This is a genomic window from Mesorhizobium sp. M1423 (genome assembly GCF_040317575.1).
GTDB lineage: Bacteria > Pseudomonadota > Alphaproteobacteria > Rhizobiales > Rhizobiaceae > Mesorhizobium.
This window is the reverse complement of record NZ_JAMYKU010000016.1, coordinates 129,170-150,280: the sequence shown is the minus strand read 5'-3', so window position 1 is coordinate 150,280 and position 21,111 is coordinate 129,170. Positions and strand designations below refer to the sequence as shown.

General features: G+C 62.5%; 19 protein-coding genes. 8 read left to right on the top strand and 11 right to left on the bottom strand.

Annotated elements, in window-relative coordinates; all coding sequences use genetic code 11:
• Positions 1-55 precede the first annotated feature (55 nt).
• Positions 56-1,315: a sarcosine oxidase subunit beta gene (locus tag NKG95_RS20685; protein ID WP_352861090.1), complete on the bottom strand. Its 1,260-nt coding sequence runs from the start codon at positions 1,313-1,315 to the stop codon at positions 56-58.
• A gap of 215 nt (positions 1,316-1,530) precedes the next feature.
• Between NKG95_RS20685 and NKG95_RS20680 the strand changes: the two genes are divergently transcribed.
• The 7 genes from NKG95_RS20680 (at position 1,531) to NKG95_RS20650 (ending at position 10,911) form a co-directional block, all read left to right on the top strand.
• A complete protein-coding gene (locus NKG95_RS20680; protein ID WP_352484517.1) occupies positions 1,531-4,020 on the top strand; it encodes a mechanosensitive ion channel family protein in 2,490 nt (829 codons plus the stop codon).
• A gap of 156 nt (positions 4,021-4,176) precedes the next feature.
• Positions 4,177-4,440 (top strand): hypothetical protein, encoded by a 264-nt coding sequence (locus NKG95_RS20675; RefSeq protein WP_023676533.1) that lies wholly within the window; start codon positions 4,177-4,179, stop codon positions 4,438-4,440.
• 268 nt (positions 4,441-4,708) lie between these two features.
• Positions 4,709-7,270 carry a GcvT family protein gene (locus tag NKG95_RS20670; RefSeq protein WP_353042226.1) on the top strand — a complete coding sequence of 854 codons (2,562 nt, stop codon included), beginning with the start codon at positions 4,709-4,711 and terminating at the stop codon, positions 7,268-7,270.
• 96 nt (positions 7,271-7,366) lie between these two features.
• Positions 7,367-8,218, top strand: coding sequence for a DUF1194 domain-containing protein (locus NKG95_RS20665; RefSeq protein WP_353042225.1), 852 nt, complete (start codon positions 7,367-7,369; stop codon positions 8,216-8,218).
• A gap of 111 nt (positions 8,219-8,329) precedes the next feature.
• A complete protein-coding gene (locus NKG95_RS20660; RefSeq protein WP_353042223.1) occupies positions 8,330-9,280 on the top strand; it encodes an ABC transporter substrate-binding protein in 951 nt (316 codons plus the stop codon).
• Between the two features lie 72 nt (positions 9,281-9,352).
• Positions 9,353-10,129 (top strand): ABC transporter permease, encoded by a 777-nt coding sequence (locus NKG95_RS20655; RefSeq protein ID WP_352484520.1) that lies wholly within the window; start codon positions 9,353-9,355, stop codon positions 10,127-10,129.
• On the top strand, positions 10,126-10,911 hold the full coding sequence (locus NKG95_RS20650; protein ID WP_353042221.1) for an ABC transporter ATP-binding protein: 786 nt from the start codon (positions 10,126-10,128) through the stop codon (positions 10,909-10,911). Before NKG95_RS20655 ends, NKG95_RS20650 begins: the two co-directional genes overlap by 4 nt.
• Before the next feature lie 32 nt (positions 10,912-10,943).
• Here NKG95_RS20650 and NKG95_RS20645 read toward each other — a convergent pair whose 3' ends face one another.
• From NKG95_RS20645 to NKG95_RS20635, 3 genes are all read right to left on the bottom strand, one after another.
• Positions 10,944-11,882, bottom strand: a complete 939-nt coding sequence (locus NKG95_RS20645; protein WP_302895626.1) for a GlxA family transcriptional regulator — start codon at positions 11,880-11,882, stop codon at positions 10,944-10,946.
• A gap of 349 nt (positions 11,883-12,231) precedes the next feature.
• Positions 12,232-12,366 carry a hypothetical protein gene (locus NKG95_RS20640; RefSeq protein WP_013894968.1) on the bottom strand — a complete coding sequence of 45 codons (135 nt, stop codon included), beginning with the start codon at positions 12,364-12,366 and terminating at the stop codon, positions 12,232-12,234.
• Positions 12,367-12,700: 334 nt separating this feature from the next.
• Positions 12,701-12,886 carry a hypothetical protein gene (locus NKG95_RS20635; protein ID WP_353005452.1) on the bottom strand — a complete coding sequence of 62 codons (186 nt, stop codon included), beginning with the start codon at positions 12,884-12,886 and terminating at the stop codon, positions 12,701-12,703.
• A gap of 229 nt (positions 12,887-13,115) precedes the next feature.
• Between NKG95_RS20635 and NKG95_RS20630 the strand changes: the two genes are divergently transcribed.
• Positions 13,116-14,015 carry a LysR substrate-binding domain-containing protein gene (locus tag NKG95_RS20630; protein ID WP_023676521.1) on the top strand — a complete coding sequence of 300 codons (900 nt, stop codon included), beginning with the start codon at positions 13,116-13,118 and terminating at the stop codon, positions 14,013-14,015.
• Between the two features lie 6 nt (positions 14,016-14,021).
• Here NKG95_RS20630 and NKG95_RS20625 read toward each other — a convergent pair whose 3' ends face one another.
• The 7 genes from NKG95_RS20625 to NKG95_RS20595 form a co-directional block, all read right to left on the bottom strand.
• A complete protein-coding gene (locus tag NKG95_RS20625) occupies positions 14,022-15,005 on the bottom strand; it encodes an alpha/beta hydrolase (RefSeq protein WP_353042220.1) in 984 nt (327 codons plus the stop codon).
• 269 nt (positions 15,006-15,274) lie between these two features.
• Positions 15,275-15,457: a hypothetical protein gene (locus NKG95_RS20620; RefSeq protein ID WP_023719927.1), complete on the bottom strand. Its 183-nt coding sequence runs from the start codon at positions 15,455-15,457 to the stop codon at positions 15,275-15,277.
• A gap of 188 nt (positions 15,458-15,645) precedes the next feature.
• Complete coding sequence (locus NKG95_RS20615; protein ID WP_352640483.1) at positions 15,646-17,715, bottom strand: ASKHA domain-containing protein; 2,070 nt, start codon at positions 17,713-17,715, stop codon at positions 15,646-15,648.
• 113 nt (positions 17,716-17,828) lie between these two features.
• Positions 17,829-18,803 (bottom strand): methyltetrahydrofolate cobalamin methyltransferase, encoded by a 975-nt coding sequence (locus tag NKG95_RS20610; protein ID WP_023719929.1) that lies wholly within the window; start codon positions 18,801-18,803, stop codon positions 17,829-17,831.
• 80 nt (positions 18,804-18,883) lie between these two features.
• Positions 18,884-19,975, bottom strand: coding sequence for a methylenetetrahydrofolate reductase (locus NKG95_RS20605; protein ID WP_023719930.1), 1,092 nt, complete (start codon positions 19,973-19,975; stop codon positions 18,884-18,886).
• Complete coding sequence (locus NKG95_RS20600) at positions 19,972-20,595, bottom strand: methylenetetrahydrofolate reductase C-terminal domain-containing protein (RefSeq protein WP_353042218.1); 624 nt, start codon at positions 20,593-20,595, stop codon at positions 19,972-19,974. Before NKG95_RS20600 ends, NKG95_RS20605 begins: the two co-directional genes overlap by 4 nt.
• Positions 20,588-20,890 carry a virulence factor gene (locus tag NKG95_RS20595; RefSeq protein ID WP_353042216.1) on the bottom strand — a complete coding sequence of 101 codons (303 nt, stop codon included), beginning with the start codon at positions 20,888-20,890 and terminating at the stop codon, positions 20,588-20,590. Before NKG95_RS20595 ends, NKG95_RS20600 begins: the two co-directional genes overlap by 8 nt.
• Positions 20,891-21,111: the final 221 nt, after the last annotated feature.

The window sequence follows — 21,111 nt, the reverse complement described above, 5'->3', positions numbered from 1 at the left end:
CCGAAAACCGGTTTCCACTTTTCGCTGACGCGGACCTGCGGTTCGGGATCATGGCCTAATGCAGCCGGGGCGTGGCGCCCTGGCCCTTGTCGTCGATCACCATGCCACGGTAAAAGCGGTCGAGCGTGAAGGCCGCGTTGAGATCGTGCGGCTCGTCCTTGGCAATGGTCCAGGCAAAGCACCAGCCGGAAGCCGGCGTCGCCTTGAAGCCGCCATAGCACCAGCCGCAGTTGAGATACATGCCCGGCAGCGGACCGGTGGTGATGATTGGCGAGCCGTCCATCGACATGTCGCAGACGCCGCCCCATGAGCGCAGCATGCGGACGCGGGCGAGCCCCGGGAACAGCGCCAGCATCTCGCTCATCACCTCATCGACGATCGGCAGGCTGCCGCGCTGGGCGTAGCTGTTGTAGCCGTCGAGGTCGCCGCCATAGACAAGGCCGCCCTTGTCCGATTGCGACATATAGAAATGGCCCATGCCGAAGGTCAGGACCGTATCGATAAACGGTTTCAGCGATTCCGTAACGAAGGCCTGCAGCACGTGGCTCTCGATCGGCATTGTCTCGATGCCGGCAAGCCGCATGACCCGCCCGGTGCTGCCGGCCACCGCGACCGCTACCTTTTTAGCGCGGATTTCGCCGCGGGTCGTCGTGACGCCGGTGATGCGGTCGCCGTCGCGCAGGAAGCCGGTGACCTCGCAGTTTTCGATGATGTCGACGCCGCGGCGATCTGCGCCACGCGCATATCCCCAGGCGACCGCATCGTGGCGGGCGGTGCCGGCGCGTCGCTGCATCAGGCCGCCGACGATCGGGAAACGCGCCGTGGCGGAGACGTCCAGCGCCGGCACCAGGCGGGCGATCTCCGCCGTGGTCATCAGTTCCGCGTCGACGCCGAGATGGCGCATGGCGTTGCCGCGCCGGGCATAGTCGTCGAGCTGAGCAGGTGTGTGGGCGAGGTTCAGGCAGCCGCGCTGCGAGAACATGACGTTATAGTTGAGGTCATGCGACAGGTTCTCCCACAGCTTCATCGAATGTTCGTAGAAGCGCGTGTTGGCGGGCAGCAGGTAGTTGGAGCGGACGGCCGTCGTGTTGCGGCCGACATTGCCGGAACCGAGCCAGCCCTTCTCCAGCACCGCGACATTGGTGATGCCGTGCTCTTTGGCGAGATAGTAAGCGGTCGACAGGCCATGGCCGCCGCCGCCGATGACGATGACATCGTAGGACGCCTTCGGGTCGGGCTTGCGCCAGGCCGGCTTCCAGTCCTTGTTTCCGGTCAGCGCGTTCTTGAGAAGCGAAAAGGCCGAATATTCCGCCATTCTTATTGTCATCCATTTCAGGCTTTGCGGCAGACTATAGAGCAGGCCGCCAACGCAAAGCCAAGATTGCGCCATCGCTTTTCGACTCCCCGACTTCGATTGGATTGGCCGACTTCGAAAGCGGGCCGTCAGGGACGGCTTGCCCCCAGATATGACGGTCTTTATCAAGAGCAGGCCTTTAGAACGCCTTATCGCCCGTGAGTCGCCAGACAATCATGTTTTTCCGACTGCTCCGCTTCGTTCTGGTCCTGATGCTTGTCGCCTCGGCGCCGCTTTCGTTGCGAGCGGTGGCGCAAGGGCTTGGCCAGGCGCCCGCGGGACTGGTCAGTGATCAGCAGAAAATCCTCCAGGACCTGACGACGAAGACCGACAATCTCGAAACGAAGTTCCAGCAGGACGGCGACGATGACGCCAGCCTTGTCGATATTCGGCTGCAGCTGGAAGAAATGTCGCGTGCCTCGCTCAACAGCGCGCTCGCTTTCCGGCCGCGGCTGAGCGAGATCAACAGCCGGCTAGAGCAGCTAGGCCCGCCGCCGGCCGCGGGCCAGCCGGCCGAGCCCGATATCGTGACCGGCGAACGCCAGGCGCTGGCCTCCGAAAAAGCCGAGATCAATGCCGTCATCGCCACGGCGCAAAACCTGTCGATCCGCATCAGCGGGCTGATCGAGAAGATCGGCAATATGCGCAGCGAGCTTTTCCGCAACCAGCTCACCAAGCGTTACGTGCTGTCCGATGCATTGAGCCCGGAGGTCATTTCCGATGCCAACAACGAATTTACCAGTTTCTACAAGGCGGTGTCGTCCTGGCTGAGCTTTGCCTTCAAGTTCAAGTTCCAGGCCGTTCTTGCCGCGGCCTTGATGGCGCTTGCCTTGGCCGCCGTGCTTTTCGTCGGCGGGCGGCGCCTGTTCGGCCGTGTGTTCGAAGCGGACCCCTCGGTGGAGGATCCCTCCTATCTCAGCCGGCTGTCGGTGGCGTTCTGGTCGACATTGCTGCCGACGCTGGCAGTCGGCGTCTTCCTTGCCTCGACCATTTTCTTTTTCAATTATTACAACGTCTTGCGCGGCGATATCGGCATCTTCCTGAATGCGCTGGCTGCCGTTGTCGCGGGTGTGTTCTGCGTCAACCGGCTGACCAATGCGGCGCTTGAGCCGCGACTGCCGAACTGGCGTCTGATCCCTGTCGAAACCGGCCCGGCGCGCTGGCTGGTGCGGCTGACGACGGCCATGGCCGTCGCCATCGGCATCAATTATTTCCTGTCGGTCGTGAACGACAAGATGGGCTCGCCGCTGTCGCTGACCATCGCCAGAAGCTTTGTCGCCACCATCATCGTCGGCGTCATCCTGATCCTGATGGGCCTGCTGAAGCCGTTCAAGGCCGCCGACGGGATCTGGCGGCCGTGGCCGGCGTGGCTGCGTTACACCGCCGTGGCGCTCGGGCTGTTCACCATCGCGTCGGCGCTGTTCGGCTATATCGGCCTTGCCATGTTCGTCTCGGTGCAGGTCGTGATCACCGGCACCATCCTGGTCACCGCCTATATCGGCTTCCTGTCGGCGCGGGCGATCGGCGAGGAAGGCGGCTTCGCCAATAGCTCGATCGGCCGTTGGCTATCCGCCAATTCAAGCTATGAGCCGACCGCGCTCGACCAGCTCGGCCTGGTCGTCAGCGTCGCCATCAACGTGATGATCGTGCTGGTGTTCCTGCCGCTGATCCTGTTGACGTGGGGCTTCCAGCCCGGCGACATCCAGGCTTGGGCCTACAAGCTGGCAACGGGGCTGACCATCGGCTCGGTGACGATCTCGATCACCGGCATCCTCTCAGGCGTCGTTGTCTTCATCATCGGCTATTTCCTGACGCGCTGGTTCCAGGGATGGCTGGACGGCTCGGTGATGGCGCGCGGCCGCGTCGACACCGGCGTGCGCAATTCGATCCGGCTGGCGGTCGGCTATGCCGGCGTCGCCGTCGCGGCACTGGTCGGCATCTCGGCCGCCGGCATCGACCTCTCCAGCCTCGCGCTGGTCGCCGGTGCGCTGTCCCTCGGCATCGGCTTCGGCCTGCAGAATGTCGTCTCGAACTTCGTCTCGGGCCTGATCCTGTTGGCCGAGCGGCCGTTCAAGGTCGGCGACTGGATCGTCGCCGGCGACATCAGCGGCACTGTCAAGAAGATCAGCGTGCGCGCCACCGAGATCGAGACGTTCCAACGGCAATCGGTGATCCTGCCCAATTCAAACCTGATCAACAATGCGGTCGGCAACTGGACGCACCGCAACAAGCTCGGCCGCGTCGACATCAAGGTCGGCGTTGCCTATGGTAGCGACGTCAAGCACGTGCATGGCGTCCTTTTGGAGATCGCACGCAGCCATCCGCTGGTGCTGAAGAACCCGGAACCCTTTGTGCTGTTTTCCAATTTCGGCCCGGCCGCACTCGAATTCGAGATTCGCGTGTTCCTGGCAGACGTTCTTAGTGGCAATATCGTCCAGAACGACATCCGCTTTGCAATCTTCGATGTGTTCGCCGACCAGCATATCGAAATTCCGTCGGCGCCGCGCGCCGTCGTCGAGACCAAAAAGCACGAGGCGTGGCCGATCGACGACGACAAGATCGAAGTCGAATTCGCCGAGCGAGAGCAAGCAAAAGCACTGGCAGTTGCGGAGGCGAAACGTCTCGCCAAGTCGGGACGCAAGGTGCGGAAGCCCGATCCTGACTAGCTGTTTGGAGCTTGCCTTCAAGCCTTCGGAAACCAATTGCGGCATGAATGCGGCATTCAGTTGCCGTTCAGCTTGCATTGCATATAAGCTCACCTGCAAACGGCGAGAATGCCTTGCAAAATGCAACAGAGGCGGTGGCAACACCGATACTGCAAAATGTGGAAGTCTCTCGTCGCCGCCATCGCTTTTCTGGCCGTGGGCGGTTCGGCCCATGCCGCCAGCGCGGTCAACAAGGACGCTGAGACCCGCACGCTGATCGTGACGGAAGGCGGCGGCAAGACCGAGCTGGCGCTGGCCGCCGGCGAAACCGTGGAATTTTGCCCGAGCGGCTGTTTTGTTACCTTGCCGAATGGCGACCTCGAGGCGCTGACCGGTTCGGAGACCATTGAGATCTCGGGCGGCGTCGCGCGCATCAAGTAAAGTCGACGCCATGATTTTTTGAAGGCCGGGCAAACGCCCGGCCTTTTATTTCCTTCCGGTAATCGGCGATGAAGGTATGCACTTTTCTTCGAAGCTGCGCAGGACGGGCTCTAGCAGCGCCTTCGTACTGAGCAGGGCGAAGGCGTAGGTCTAACTGCATTCGACGGGCTGGTGGCGCGGGCTTTTTTGGCGATGTCGCAAACAGGCTGCAAGCGCGGCGCGGCGCCGCCCTATAGTCTGGCGCAATAGCATCTTGGAGTCGCGGGCAATGGCAGGGTTTCCGGAAAAGGCGAAGGTCGTCATCGTCGGGCTTGGCGGCATCGTCGGCGCATCGGTCGCCCATCACCTGATCGAGCGCGGATGGGACGATATTGTCGGCATCGACAAATCAGGCATCCCGACGGATATCGGCTCGACGGCGCATGCCTCCGACTTCTGCTACACGACCAGCCACGATTTCCTGTCGTGCTGGACGACGCTCTATTCCATCGATTTCTACGAAAAGATGGGCCATTACGCGCGCATCGGCGGCCTCGAGGTCGCCCGCGTCGGCGACGACGCCCGCATGGCGGAGATCAAGCGCAAGATCGCCTCGGCGAAGGCCTTCGGCACACGCGCCCGCCTGATCGATCCCGCCGAGATCAAGGAAAAATTCCCGCTGATCGAAGAACAGATGGTACAGGGCGGCCTGTGGGATCCCGACGCCGGCCTCGTCATCCCGCGCTCGCAGACGGTCGCCGGCAAGCTGGTCGACCAGGCGGAAGCCTCCGGCAAAGTCAGGGCGTTTGCCAATACCTCCGCCAAGTCGCTCGTCATCGAGAACGGCCGCATCAAGGGCGTGGTGACCGACCGCGGCACTATCGAAGCCGACTATGTCGTGGTCTGCACCGGAATCTGGGGACGGCTTATTGCGGAAATGGCGGGCGAGGACCTGCCCGTGATGCCGATCGACCATCCGCTTACCTTCTTCGGGCCGTACACCGAGTTCGCCGGCACCGGCAAGGAGATCGGCTGGCCGCTGCTGCGCGACCAGGGCAACTCGGCTTACATGCGCGATACCGGCGATCCCAAGACGGCCGAAGGCGGGCAGATCGAGTGGGGCTACTACGAAGAGACCAATCCGCGCCTTTGCCATCCGCGCGACATTCTCGAGAAAAACGAGGCACGGCTTTCGCCGTCGCAGCGCGATCTCGACATGGAGCAGATCATGGCGCCGCTCGAGCGCGCCATGGAACTGACGCCGATCCTGGGCGAGTTGGGCTACAATGAGAGCCATTCCTTCAACGGCCTGCTGCAGGTGACGGCGGACGGCGGCCCGTCGATGGGCGAAAGCCAGAAGGTCAGGGGCCTCTGGTATGCCGTTGCCATCTGGGTCAAGGATGGCCCGGGCATGGGCAAGCTCATCGCCGACTGGATGACGGACGGCCGCACGGCGATCGACCACCACGCCATCGACTATTCGCGCTTCTATCCGCACCAGACGAAAGAGCAGTTCATCTGGGACCGCTGCACCGAAACGGCGATGAAGGTCTACAACCCGGCGGTGCATCCGCGCGAACCCTTCTCCAAGGCCCGCAATGTCCGCCGCTCGCCCTTCTGGGAGCGCGAGAAGGAACTCGGCGGCTATTTCATGGAGCTCGGCGGCTGGGAACGCGCCCATGGCTACGCCGCCAACGAGCATTTGCTCGAGAAATACGGCAACCGGGTGCCGATGCGTCAAAACGAGTGGGACAACCGCCATTTCTGGCGCGTCTCGAATGCCGAGCATCTCGCCATGAGCGAGGATTGCGGCATCGTCAACCTGTCGCATTTCGCCATGTACGACGTCGAAGGCCCCGATCACGTCGCGCTGATGGAATGGCTGTGCGCGGCAAAGATCGGCGGCGACGGCAATATCGGCAAGGGCATCTATACCCATTTCCTCGATGAGGAAGGCATGGTGCGCGCCGACCTGACCGTCATCCGCATGGCCGACCGCTGCCGCGTGATCGACGGCGCCGATGCCGGACCGCGCGACTTCCAGTACATGCGCCGGACGGCAGAAGACAAAGGCTTCGACGTTACCGTCACCGACGTGACCGAGAAGTACGTGACCGTCGGCATCTGGGGTCCGAATGCGCGGGCGGCATTGAGCAAGGTCGTGGAAAATCCCGACGGACTGACGCCGGAGAATTTTCCCTTTGCCGCCATCAAGCCTGTCAGGATCGCCGGCAAGGACGTGACCGCCTTCCGCATCTCCTATGTCGGCGAGCAAGGCTGGGAACTGCATATGCGCTACGAGGACGGCCTGGCCGTCTGGGACGCCCTGCGGTCGACCGGCGTAATGGCCTTTGGCGTCGAGACCTATGCCAACAGCCGCCGCATGGAAAAGAGCCTGCGCCTGCAGAACGCGGATCTCTTGACCGAGTACAATCTGCTGGAGGCTGATCTTGCCCGGCCGAAGGTCAAGGAGGCCGATTTCTGCGGCAAGGCAAAGCATCTGGAATATCGCGCCCGGGCGCATCAGCCGGCCATGCTTTGCACCCTTGTGATGACGGACAATACCGATTCCAACGGCGTTCCCCGCTATCCGGTCGGCACGATGCCGGTGATGGACCCGCAAACCGGCGAGACGCTGGTCGACGAGCTCGGCCGTCGGTCGTTCACGACCTCGGTGGCCTATGGTCCGACCCTCGGCAAGAATATCGCGCTCGCCTACCTGCCCTGGGCTTATTGCCAGGAGAGCCGCAAGTTGAGCGTCGAATATTTCGGCGAGAAATACCCGGTCGAAGTGGCCGCCGTCGGCTACAGGCCGCTCTACGACCCGGAGAACCTCAATCCGCGCAGCTGAACTTAGAGACGTGCTCGCAAAAACGTGACTGGAACAGCCGCGCTCTCGGCCGGGCTTTCCTCTTTGTCGGTCGTCGATTTTAGCTTACCGTGCGGCATGTCTGCTTTTGCCTGTGCAAGACATCTCGTCTCGGGTGCCGCCGCGCTGGCGTCGGTGCTATGGTCGGCGGCAATCTCCCGCGCCGCCGAGCCGGTTGACGTCGAACTGGTGCTGGCAGTCGACGTGTCCTTGTCCATGTCGCCCGACGAGCTCGAAATCCAGCACCACGGCTATGCGGCGGCGTTGACGCACGACGACGTGCTGCAGGCAATCGGCGACGGCGCTCACGGCAAGATTGCCGTCACCTACGTCGAATGGGCAGGCGCGACTTGGCAGCAGGTCGTTGTGCCGTGGACGGTAATCGCCAACCGTGCCGACGCCGAGCGGCTGGCAGCGCAGCTTTCCGCTCATCCGCCGGCCAGTGCCAGGCGCACCTCCATCTCCGGCGCGCTGGAATTCGCCAGCGATCTGTTCGCCGAAAGCGGCTTCCAGGGCGTCAAGCGGGTGATCGACATTTCGGGAGACGGCCCCAACAACCAGGGCGCACCTGTCGACATCACCCGCGACGCCGTGATCAAGCAGGGCATCACTGTCAACGGCCTGCCGCTGATGACCAAGGGCGGCGGGTTCAGCAGCGCTTACGATGTCAACAATCTCGATCGTTACTACAGCGATTGCGTCATCGGTGGGCCGGGTTCCTTCATGATCCCGGTCAATGACTGGACGCAGTTTCCGGAGGCCATCCGCCGCAAGCTGGTGCTTGAGCTTGCCGGTCCGGCCTCGCCGCAGCGAGCGGCGGAAGAGGCGGCGCATCCGCCATTGGTGCTGGCACAGGACATCCCCGTCACCGACTGCCTGGTCGGCGAAAAAATGTGGCGCGACCGCAGCTGGATGTACAACACCCGCTAATGGAAAAGTTTGCTGCCGGCGGTGACATACCGCAGTGCAGCATCTGCTTCATTGACAAGCCTGTGGGCGTCTGTGACACCATTCCGATCCGAACAAAAAAGGGGAACCGACATGAACAGGATCGGAATTCTTGCCACAGGCTTGGCGCTTGTCGCTGGGTTGTGCGCGCCGGCGATGGCCGCCACATCGGTCAGCATCGGCATCAGCGGATGGACGGGCTTTGCGCCGCTGACGCTCGCCAAGCAGGCCGGCATCTTCGAAAAGCATGGCCTCGACGTCACCTTGAAGAAGGTGCCGCAAGCCAGCCGGCCGCTTGCCATCGCCAGCGGAGACCTGCAATGCGCCGCCACCACCGTCGAGACCTGGCTGGTCTGGAATGCCAACGGCGTGACGACCAAGCAGATATTCCAGCTCGACAAATCCTACGGCGCCGACGGCATCGTCGCCCGCAACGACATCAAGACCGTTGCCGACCTCAAGGGTAAGTCGGTTGCGTCATCGGCGCCGGGCACGTCGCCCTATTTCATGCTGGCCTGGGTGCTCAACAAGAATGGCATGTCGACCAAGGACGTGACGGTCGTCAACCTGGAGCCGGACGCGGCGGCGCAGGCGTTTCTTGCCGGACAGAACGATGCGGCAGTCACCTATGAGCCGTTCATCTCGGCGGTGCGCGAAAAGTCGGACCAGGGCCATATCCTCGTGACCACTCTCGACTATCCGATGGTGCTCGACACGGTCGGCTGCACGCCGGAGTTCCTCAAGGCCAATCCGGATGCGGCCAAGGCGCTTGCCGACAGCTATTTCGAGGCACTCGCCCTGATCAAGAGCGATCCGGCGAAATCCTATGAAACCATGGGCGCCGACGTGAAGCAGTCGGCCAGGGAGTTCGAAGAGTCGGCCAAATACCTGAAATGGGCGGACAAGGCCGAAAACAAGCAGTTCTTCACCAAGGAATTCCAGGACTTTTCCAAGACTGCCGGCGAGCTTCTGCTGCAGATGGGCCTGATCAAGGAAGCGCCCGACGTCTCGACATTGGCCGACACCAGCGCCGTCGCCGACTGACCGGCAGGATTGTCGCCCGGCGGCGGTGCCCTGCGCCGCCGCTTTTCCATTCAGATCAAAGGACGGTTGACGATGCCGCGCCCCTTGCATCCGGTCTCGCCCGGCATTCGAACCGTGCTCGGCATCTCGTTCTTCGTGCTGTTCGTGGCGTTCTGGGCGTGGATCACGCTTGGCGGCCACGTCAATCGCATCTTCCTTGCCGATCCGCTTTCGATGCTGAGAGACGGCTGGCGGCTGCTGGTCGAGGACCGCTTCTGGCTCGACATCCTCATCACCATCTGGCGCGTCTTCGGCGGCTTTCTGATGGCGGCCATCGTGGCCGTGCCGCTCGGCATCGTGATGGGGGCCTGGAAGCCGGTGGAAGCGTTCCTGGAGCCGTTCGTCTCCTTCGCCCGCTATCTGCCGGCATCGGCCTTCATCCCGCTGCTCATCCTATGGGCGGGTGTCGGCGAGCTCGAAAAACTGCTGGTGATCTTCGTCGGCTCGGTATTCCAGATCATCCTGATCATCGCGGTCAAGGTCGGCGGCACACGGCGCGACCTGGTCGAGGCGGCCTACACGCTTGGCTCGTCCGACAACGGTATCGTGCGGCGCGTGATCATGCCGGCCAATGCGCCGGAGATTGCCGAGACCCTGCGCCTGGTGCTCGGCTGGGCCTGGACCTATGTCATCGTCGCCGAACTGATCGGCTCGTCGTCGGGCATCGGCTACATGATCATCAACAGCCAATCGCGGCTGGCGACGGGGCAGATCATCTTCGGCATCATCGTCATCGGCTTGATCGGGCTGCTATCCGACTTCGCCTTCAAGGCGCTCAACCGCTGGCTGTTTCCGTGGAGCCTGGCGTGAGCAAGCTTCTTATCGAAGGCGTCTCGCGCACGTTCGCCGGTGTCGGCGGCGGGCAGCCGGTCCAGGCGCTGATGCCGATCGATCTGGCGGTCGCCGTCAACGACTTCATCACCATCCTCGGGCCGTCCGGCTGTGGAAAGTCGACGCTGCTCAGGATCGTCGCCGGCCTCGAAGCGCCGAGTGAGGGCCGCGTGTTGCTCGACGGCAAGGCGGTGGACCGGCCGGGTCCAGACCGTGGCATGGTTTTCCAGTCTTACACGCTGTTCCCGTGGCTGACGGTCGCCGAGAACATCGCCTTCGGCCTGCGCGAACGCGGAATGGCCGAACGCGAGCGCAGCGACATTGTCGCGTCCTATGTCGATCTGGTCGGTCTGAAAGGTTTTGAGAACCACTGGCCGAAGCAGCTTTCCGGCGGCATGCAGCAACGCACGGCGATTGCCCGGGCACTGGCCAACGATCCGGAGATCCTGCTGCTCGACGAGCCGTTCGGCGCACTCGACAACCAGACCCGCGGGCTAATGCAGGAACTGCTTCTCGGCATCTGGGAGCGCCGGCAAAAGACGGTGCTGTTCGTCACCCACGACATCGAGGAGGCGATCTTCATGGCGTCGCGCGTGGTGGTGATGACGGCGCGGCCCGGCCGCATCAAGTCGGATGTTGCCGTCGACCTGCCGCATCCGCGCCACTATACGCTGAAGACCAGCCCGGAGTTTTCGGCACTGAAGGCGCGGCTGACGGAAGACATCCGCGTCGAGGCGATGCGCACGGCCGAAGCGCATTAACTCGGTGGACTTTCTTCAGCTGATGACTCGGATCAAGCCGCCAGAAGCTGCTTGCGGTCGACGCGTTCTTGTTGCGGCGAGCGGGCATAGAGTTCGCGATAGCATTTGGAGAAATGCGAGGCGGAAACAAAGCCGCAGGCGACTGCCACTTCGACCACCGGCAACGACGACTGGATCAGCAGGTGCCGGGCGCGGTCGAGGCGGATCTCGAGATAGTAACGGGCAGGGGAGCGCCCCATCTCGGTGCGGAACAGGCGCTCGATCTGCCGGCGCGACAGGTCGACATGGTCAGCGATCTCGATCAGCGAGAGCGGCTCGGAGAGATTGGCCTCCATCAGCTCGATAATGGTCAGAACCTTGGAATTCTGCACGCCAAGGCGCGCGCGCAGCGGCAGGCGCTGGCGGTCGGTCGGGCTGCGCACGCGATCGGTCAGCACCTGCTCGCAGACGCGGTTGACGAGGCTTTCGTCGAAATCGTCGCCGATCAGCTTCAGCATCATATCGAGCGCGGCGGTGCCGCCGGCGCAGGTGTAGATGTTCTGGTCGATCTCGAAGAGGTCGGCGAAGACATTGGCCTTGGGGAACGCCTCGGAAAAGCCCGGCAGGTTCTCCCAATGGATGGCGCAGCGCTTGTTGGACAGCAGGCCGGCGGCGGCCAGGATATGCGCGCCGGTGCACAGGCCACCGACGGCAACGCCGCGATTGTACTCCTCGCGCAGCCAGGCAAAGGCCGATTTGTTCTGGTAGCGCTCGACATTGATGCCGCTGCAGACGATGGCCATGTTCGGCCGGTCCGGTCCGGACATTTTCTTGCGCTCTTCCTCCAGCGAGGTGTTGACGGCGCATTCGACGCCATTCGAGGCGCGCACCGGCTTGCCGTCGATGCTGGCGAGCCGCCAGCGATAGGCTTCATAGCCGAGCATGCGGTTGGCCGAACGCAACGGATCAAGCGCCGTCGCGAAGGCGATCATGGTGAAATCGGGGACCAGGAAGAATACAAACGATCGCCGGATCGGGTGCTTTACGACGTTCACGGGTAGATCCTCACGCTGCAATGGCGCGAACAGGATGTCGCGATCAGCATAGCGACATCAGGAAAAACGTTTCCTGTCAATTGGCTAGATGGCAACGGAAAAACTTTATTTGCGACATGGGTCGCAAATGGGCAATCGCTATGCGGCGAAGGGCACAGCGTGCCGCCGGATTGTCCAAACGAGCCGACGCGGCCTGCGCACACGAAAACGCCGCCTCGGCAAAGCCGAAGCGGCGCTGGATCGACTTCGAAGCAGCGCTAGGCTGCTTCTGCCAAGATTTGCTGTCTCAGGCGACAAAGCCGAGGCGCGCGGCGGCCATGGCACCGGTCTGGCCAGGCATGGTGTTGGCCAGGCGCTGGCGCTCGAGCGCGGTCGTCAGGTTCATTTCGCGGCGGGCAAAGAGGCGGGCAAAAAGCTTCATGATCATCTCCATTCGGTTGCTCAGACGGGTCGCCTTCGCTTGATGGAGTGGGGCAGCTCGTTTGTTGATGATGATATAGGCTTAGGTGAGGGGAAACTAAATCGCAAAAGCGAAGCACTTGATATGAAAAGCGACACGGAATGCGACAAATTTGGGCATTCTGCCCAGGATTTACGATTATTTACAACGTGTTGATTGCCGGCGCGGGCTGCTATGCGACTTGCTCATATGCGTCATGCGGCGGCGACATGGCTCGGGGAAATCATTTGAATACAAACAAAAAGGCCTGCCGGGCTGATCTGCGCGGCAGGCCTTCAGCTGTTGATACACACGGTTACTTTGCTCCGGCCCAAGATCCCACACCATGGCGATTGCCGGTCTTGGCATCGGCAGCTTCGGGCCAGCCGATATCCTTCTGCAGTTCAATCGGCAGCGCGCGGATGGCGCGTTCCGTCTGGTAGCGGGCACGGGCCTCGCTGAACTCGGTCGCGATCCGACCGATGGATGACAGGATAGACATCTCATTCTCCTTCGCGTTGGGCCGGGATTGTCCCGGCGCTTGCAGCGTCAGGCGGTACACCGGGTTTGTTTCAGCTTCATTTCGTGTCGATTGCAGGGTCCGTGTCATGGTTGTTTCGGGACCACTTCTACGTGTCTTGCCTTCGATGGAGTTGACTATCCTCCCAAACTGATGTTCAATCAAACGAAATGGAATGATGGTTTGCATCAGAAAAATTGAAGGTCGCTTCATGAACGCTCCACTCAATCATCCACTGCCGCTGCTCGATCTCGATGTTCTGCGCACTTTCGTCGCAATCGCCGAGACCGGCAGTTTCACCACTGCGGCCAATGCGGTCTTCCGCACGCCGTCGGCCGTCTCCATGCAGATCAAGAAGCTGGAGGACATTCTCGGCCGCTCGGTGTTCGCGCGCGACGCCCGTTCGGTGACGCTGACCACCGATGGCGAGATGCTGCTCGGCTATGCGCGCCGGCTGCTGTCGATCAATCGCGAGGTGGTGTCGAAGTTCATCATTCCAGACATTGTCGGGGTGGTGCGGCTCGGCTCGCCGGACGATTACGGCGAACGTGTGCTGCCGCATGTGCTGAAGCGGTTCGCACAATCGCATCCATCGATCGCAGTCGACGTCACCATCGACCAGAGCGTCAATTTGCGCCGGCGCATGGACGACCGGGCGCTCGACATCACGCTGCTCACCAACTCCTACAAGACCAGCGCGATCGGCGCCGAAGTGCTGCTCACAGAGCCGATCGTCTGGGCCGGTGCCAAGGGCGGTTGCGCGCATCTGCGCGAGCCGCTGCCGGTCTCATTGTGGGAAGAGGGCTGTGCCTGGCGGGCAGGGGCATTGGAGGCGCTTGGCCGCGAGGGCCGCAACTACCGCATCGCCTATATGAGCGCACACACGGCCGGCCAGCGCGCCGCGATCATGGCGGATCTTGCAGTCGCGCCGCTGCCGAAATCGTTCCTCGGCAGTGACATGGTCGAGCTGTGCCCGAAGGACGGTATGCCTGACATCGGCACCTACAATCTCGCCATGGTGGTGACGCCAGACGCCAGCGCGCCGGTGAAGGCAGTCGCCGACCATATCCGCGCGACGTTTGAGATGTTCAGGGAAACTGGGAAGTTCTGACCCAAACTACGACCTGAGCGGCGCAACCAGATCGCGAGGGGTTCCGTCGCGGTCTGTCCTCTGCAGCGACAACACGCCTGCCGTGGCATGATAATTGTCAGTTTCGTTGGTCAAGAAGGCCACTATACTGTCCCGCGCGCGTCGCGCCTCCGGCATGTCGATCAACGGCCAGACATGGAACATGCCTTGCTCGTGGACGACCTCAATTTCGACGCCGGCCGCGCGTGCCTTTTCCGCGAAGATCAGATTGTCGGGGGTGAGCAGATCGCGTGAACCGGTCAGCAGCAACGTTTTGGGCAGCACCGACAGGTCGCCGTAAACCGGGCTGATGCGCCAGTCGGTGGGATCTATACCGGCGCTGTAAAGCCGGATCGCCTCGCGGCCGCCAGCAATGCCCAGCCACGGATCGTTGCGTTCAGCCTCATACATTTCTGGGTTGGCGAGCGACACGTCGAGGCCGGGCGAAATCAGCACGTGGCGTGATGGCAAGGGCAGGCCGTCTTGCGCAGCCATCATGGTCAGCACGACGGCCATGTTTCCGCCGGCGGAATCGCCCATGAAGATGATGTCATTCGCCCCGGTTTCGCCGAACATCTGGCGGTAGACGGCGCCGACCATGCCGAACATGGCGTGGAAATCGTGTTCGGGAGCAATGGGATAGATCGGCACAGTGATGCCGAACCCGAGACGGTCGGCCATGTCCGCGATCAGCCGCCAATGATAGGGTGTGATTTCAAAGACGTAAGCGCCGCCGTGCAGGTAGAGAATCCGCCTCCGCTCGCCAGCCTTGGGCGCGATCTCGTAGACGGGGAAGCCGCTGATCGTGCGGGTTGTGATCTCCAGGCGCGACTGCAGCGACGCAGGCGGCTGATGGTTTTCAGTCTTGCGCGCATAGGCGATCCAGCGCTGCAGGTTCTCCGGGCTGGAAAACGCCTTCTTGCGGCTGTACCTGAGGACGAACGACACGACGTGGCTTTTGAGGCTGGGCATACAGATACACGGACTTCGGCTGAGCCGACTAAGAGAACCCCCGACTATTTCGAAGATTGTGTCGCCACCAAAAAAGTCAAGATTTATGCGATCTCAACACGGTGGTTTGATCCCGGCCGGCGACAAAGCGTCCGGCCTATGGAGTCCCTGACCCAGCGGCGCAGCTCAACGCCGGGGCAGTAATGCGGCGCGCAGCCAATTGCTGGGTGCAGCCGGAGCCGCATTGCGGCCCCGGCGAATACCGAGCAGCTTGCATTTGTCGGTGAATTTCATCCGCGCTGCATGCCCCAGCCGACCGAAAGCTGCTTTTTGCTCGATCGCGGCGACACAGGCCAGCCAATGTCCTTCTGGATCTCAGGCGGCAGGCTGTTCAGGATGCGCAGCGACTTGCGCGCTTCGCGTGCTTTCTTGAAGGCCGCACCATAGCGGCCGAGGCTTTCGAACATCGACATCTTGATCTCCTTTGGAGCGTTGCGGTGGCCGGAAACTGGTTCTGCCTGCCGTTCGATGCCGGTTAAATGCACCGCCTATGTATCTGGCGGATTTCACGAAAACGCGATTTCGTTTCCAGATCGGCGCGATCTGGAAACATTTGCATACAAATGAAAATGGAAGGTATGACAGGCCTAGCGGGGGCGAGTCATCCCCGCCCGCGCCGCGCGGCGTGGCCTTCGCGCGAACGCCGCCGCGGGGCGGCGTCGCCGGCAATGCCGTCTTCGCTCACCGTCTTGCGCGGCGGCAGTTTGACCGCCGCCGAAAGCTTGGGGAACGGGTCGATCTTGTTCGGCAGCGCCATGGCGTAGACGAAATGCTCCTGGAATTTCGGCTCCAGGGCCGTCTCAATCTTCTCGATCCTGCTGACGGTTTCCTCGATCTCGCGGCGATAGCCGCGGTTCAACAGCGCCATGCGGGCACCGGCGCCGGCCGCATTGCCAACGGCCGAGACCTTGTCGAGGTCGCAATCCGGGATCAGGCCCAGCACCATTGCGTATTTCGGGTCGATGAACGAGCCGAATGCACCGGCGAAGTGGATGCGGTCGACATGATCAGTGTGCTGCTTTTCCATCAAAAGCTTGGTGCCGGCATAAAGGGCGGCCTTGGCAAGCTGGATAGCGCGCACGTCGGTCTGGGTGATGGTGATCTTGGGCCCGCCTTCCTTCAGCACATAGGAGAAGGTGCGGCCGTTGGCGACGACGCGCGGCGAGCGGGCGCTCAGCGATCCGTCGACGACACCGTCCTCGGAGATGACGCCGGCGAGATACATCTCGGCGACTACCTCGATGATGCCGGAGCCGCAGATGCCGGTGACGCCGGTCGCCTGCACGCTGTCGAGGAAGCCCGGCTCGTCGGACCAGAGTTCCGAGCCGATGACGCGATATTTGGGCTCCAGCGTTTCGGGATCGATACGGACGCGCTCGATGGCACCCGGTGCGGCGCGCTGGCCGCCGGAGATTTCCGCGCCCTCAAAGGCCGGGCCGGTCGGCGAGGATGCCGCCACGACCCGCTGGCGATTGCCGAGCACGATCTCGGCATTAGTGCCGACATCGACGATCAGCATCATTTCGTCCTGGCGGTGCGGCCCCTCCGACAGCGTCACCGCCGCCGCATCGGCGCCGACATGGCCGGCAATGCAAGGCAGCATATAAAGCCTGGCGCCCTGGTTGAGCTTCAGGCCGATATCCGATGCCTTGATGTGGACGGCGCCGGAGATCGCTAGCGCGAAGGGAGCGCCGCCGAGCTCGGTCGGATCGATGCCGAGGAACAGATGGTGCATGATCGGATTACCGACGAAAACGGAATCCAGTATGTCGTTGCGCTGGACGCTGCCTTCGGCGCAGACCTTGTCGACGAGGCCCGAAATGGCCTCGCGCACGGCGACTGTCATGCCTTCGCGGCCGTCCGGGTTCATCATCACGTAAGAGACGCGGCTCATCAGATCCTCGCCGAAGCGGATCTGCGGATTGGATGTACCCGACGAGGCGGCGACGCGGCCCGATAGCAACGACACCAGATGCATGGCGATCGTGGTCGAGCCGATATCGCAGGCAAGCCCGTACGCCTCGTTCTTGAGGCCTGGCCACAAGGCGATGACCCGTGCGGTCTCGCTGTCGGTGTCCTTGTGGATGGCGGCGGTCGCGGCCCAGTTGCCTTTGCGCAAAATGCCTTGCACCTGCGGCAACAGATGGAAATCGAAATCGAGGCTCTTGAGGCCCCAGTCCTTCATCAGCGCGATTTTCAGGCGGTCGAGGTCGCCGAGCGGCTTGTGCATGTCGGGTTCTTCGATCTCGACATAGCACATGCGGATTGCCGCATCGCGGGCGATGACCCTGGTGTCGGCGTCTTTGCGGATGGTTTGCGCGTTGATGACGGTGTCCTGCGGCACGTCGACGACGAGATCGCCGAGAATCTGCGCCGAGCAGGACAGGCGGCGGCGTTCGGGCAGCCCACGAACGCGCTCGTAGCGCTCTTCCTTTGCGCCCTTGGGCGAGATGTGGTCGTTGGAGGAAACGATCTTGTGCTTGGCGAAATTGCCTTCCTGCACCTCGATCTGGCAACGCCCACAAGTGGCACGCCCGCCGCACACGCTCTCGACATAGACACCGAGCTGGCGCGCGGCATCCAGCACCGGCGTGCCGACCGGAAACCGCCCCCGCTTGCCAGACGGCATGAACAGCACGAGCGGATCGGTGATGTTGACGGGAGAGTTCATACGTTCCAGACTTTACTTTCTACGCTGCTCAGGTCTTGGCCGCGGCAGCGATGCCGCAGTGTTTCGGTTCCTCCCCAGTCCTAGGCCCCATATCGTGTCGGCCAAGCCATGGCTCAACCCCGGGCCATCCGCGCTTCGCGGCCGCCGCGCCTGCGTCCGCCATTGCCATTGCCATCGCCCGGCGCGTTGACCTGCGTCCGGGCGGCAACGGCCTGGCCGCCTTCGGCAGGCTTGTAATCCTTGTAGGTCCTGATCCAGTTGGTGCAGTTCTCATCGGTGCCGTTCAGCACATTGGCGCCACGCACCGCTTCCATTTCCTGCGGCCGCACCGGGTTCATGATCGCCGAGGTCATGCCGGCGCCGATCACCATCGGAATGAAGGCGGCGTTGATGCCATGACGGTGCGGCAGGCCGAACGAGATGTTAGAGAGGCCGCAGGTGGTGTTGACCTTGAGCTCCTCGCGCAGGCGGCGTAGCAGTGCAAACACCTGGCGGCCGGCATCGCCCAACGCGCCGATCGGCATGACCAGCGGGTCGACGACCACGTCATGCGCCGGAATACCGAAGTCTGCGCAGCGCTGAACGATCTTCTTGGCGACGGCAAAGCGCACGTCGGGGTCCATCGAAATACCGGTCTCGTCGTTGGAAATGGCGACGACCGGAACGTTGTATTTCTTGACCAGAGGCAGGATGGCCTCGAGCTTTTCCTCCTCGCCAGTGACGGAGTTGACCAGCGGTCGGCCCTTGGCGACTTTCAGCGCCGCTTCGATCGCCGCGGTCACCGAGGAGTCGATCGACAGCGGCAGGTCGACCAGGCCCTGCACGATCTCCAGGGTCTGCACCAGCAGGCCGGGTTCGGTCTCGTTCGGGTTGACCGAGGTGACGCCGGCATTGACGTCGAGCATGGTTGCGCCGCAGGCGGCCTGTTCCAGCGCATCCCTGATGACGGTCTCAAAATTGCCCGCGATCATTTCGGCGGCCAGCTTTTTGCGGCCGGTCGGGTTGATGCGCTCGCCTATCACGCAGAAGGGCTGATCGAAGCCGATGATGATTTCTCGTGTCGCCGAGGCGACGATGGTCCGGGTCATGAAATCTCTCCATCGTGATATAAAGAGTTCTTTATATCGTTATCTGTTTCTGATCAAGCGAATGCTGACGATTCGCGCTGTCAATGCGCGGTCTTGACCATGTCGACCTGGGTTTCGGTGAGGTCGTCATGCAGTATGTGGTCGAGCCGGTCGGCAACGAGCTGGTCGTCGCGGCGGATTTCGCGCTTCCACGGCCGGCGGCCCTTCAGCACGCCGGACTCGTCGACGATCTCGGCGACATACTCTTCCTGGCGATAGGCCATCACATGGACGCCGGACACACCTGGAATTTCCTTCACCTCATTGATGATGTCGATGCAGAGCTGCTTGCCTTCCTTCTTCTGATCCTGAGCGCCTTCCAGGCGCTTGACGATCTGATCGGGAATGTGAATGCCCGGCACGTTGGAGCGGACCCATCTGGCCGTCTTGGCCGAGGCCAGCGGCCCGACTCCGCACAGGATGAAGCATTTCTCGGTATAGCCGAGGTCGCGGACCTTCTGCATGTAGGTGCGGAACATCGGTACGTCGAAGCAGTACTGGCTCTGCACGAACTGCGCGCCGGCGGCGATCTTCTTGCCCAGCCGATACGGCCGGAAATCGATCGGCGGCGCGAACGGGTTGATGGCCGCGCCAAGGAAAAGCTGCGGCGGCGTGGTGAGTTTGCGGCCGGACAGGAATTTGCCGTTATCGCGCATGATGCGGCAGGTTTCGAGCAGCGACATGCAGTCGAGATCGAACACCGGCTTAGCGCCGGGCTGGTCGCCGGCCTGCACGCCGTCGCCAGTCAGGCACAGCATGTTGGCAACACCCATCGCGGCACCCCCCAGCACGTCGCCCTGGATGGCGATGCGGTTCCGGTCGCGGCAGGCGATTTGCATGATCGGGGCATAACCCATGCGGGTCAGCAGCGCGCAAATACCGACCGACGACATGTGGCAGTTGGCCCCGGAAGCGTCGACGGCATTGATGGCGTCGACCCAGCCGTCGAAAATCCTGGCGCGGTTGTAGACGTCTTCCGGATCGGCGCTGTCGGGCGGATTGAGCTCGGTCGTCACTGCGAACTCGCCGCGTCGCAGGACCCGCTCAAGCCGGCCGCGCGAGGTGTGGCCGGGTAGGGGATCGAGCGGCAAATGGATGCCGGCGGGATTCTCGTCTGGCTGGCGGCCGATCATGCCGACGCCCCGGTGTTGGTAGTATTCTGGACCCCATTGCGGGCGGCCGCGGCCTGCGCGGTCACCCGCAGCCAGGCGGAGGTTTCGCGCAAGGACTGATCCACCGGCTTCTGCACGTCCAAAATCTTGTCGCCATGCACCATGTTCTGCGAGCCTTCCCAGGCCTTGACCCAGACGCAAGGCATATCAGGCTCGACCTCGCAATTGCCGTTGGCGCGCACACCGCCGCAAGGGCCGTTGCGCAATTGCTTAGGGCAGTTCATCGGGCACGACATGCCGGTCGAGGAAAGAATGCACTGACCGCACATGCGGCAGTCGAACATGAAGCCCTTGACGCGCTTCTCGACGAATTTCACCGGCCCTTCGACACGGCTGTAGCCGATGCCCTTCCATAGCGGGTGGAGAGTCAGGAACATGTCGGCGAATTTGGCGTAGAACCATTCGAGCAGCCGCGAATGCCGCACCGACCAAAGCCGCACCGCAAACGAGCGCTGCACGCGCCGCTGCGGCGACACGTCAGCCGGCTTGTAGTCGGATTTCGGCGCCGCCTTCTTGACGATTGTCGCCTGGGTCACGCCGGCTTGAGCCGTCGTCACCGGCATTGATTGGGGATCAGACATTTTCTTTGCCGCCCGCCTTGACCAGAGCGACCAACCGCTCACGGTCGTATTTCGCATCGAGCTCCTGAAGAGCCTTCTCGGCCTCGACTTCAAGATCGTCACTGACTGGGATGGGCTCTGCCTTGCGCCATTCGGCAAGGTAGTCGTCGGTGCCGCCGGCGCCGGTGCGCATGGCGCACGTGTCGATCGCCTCGGTGAAGCGCAGCGGCAGTTCGCGCTTGGCGTTCTGCCGGCCTCTCTTGACGATGACCTGGGCGGGGATGTCGCGCCAGTAGACGACGATCAGATCGGCCATGAATTCCTGCTCCTGGAGAGCGCCGCGCGTCCAATCGAACACACAAACGATGCTCTACCATCTAACTCCGCTGCATCGTGCCCTCCGAAGATCGATTCCGATCCTTTTGGCCGATGCAGTGGTTTCGAGCATTGCCGGAAGCGCTGTTGGGCTGCTTGTTATGGGACGACGCGGGGGCCTTCAAAAGCGACGCAATCGACGGCCGCGGCCGAAAGCGGAGT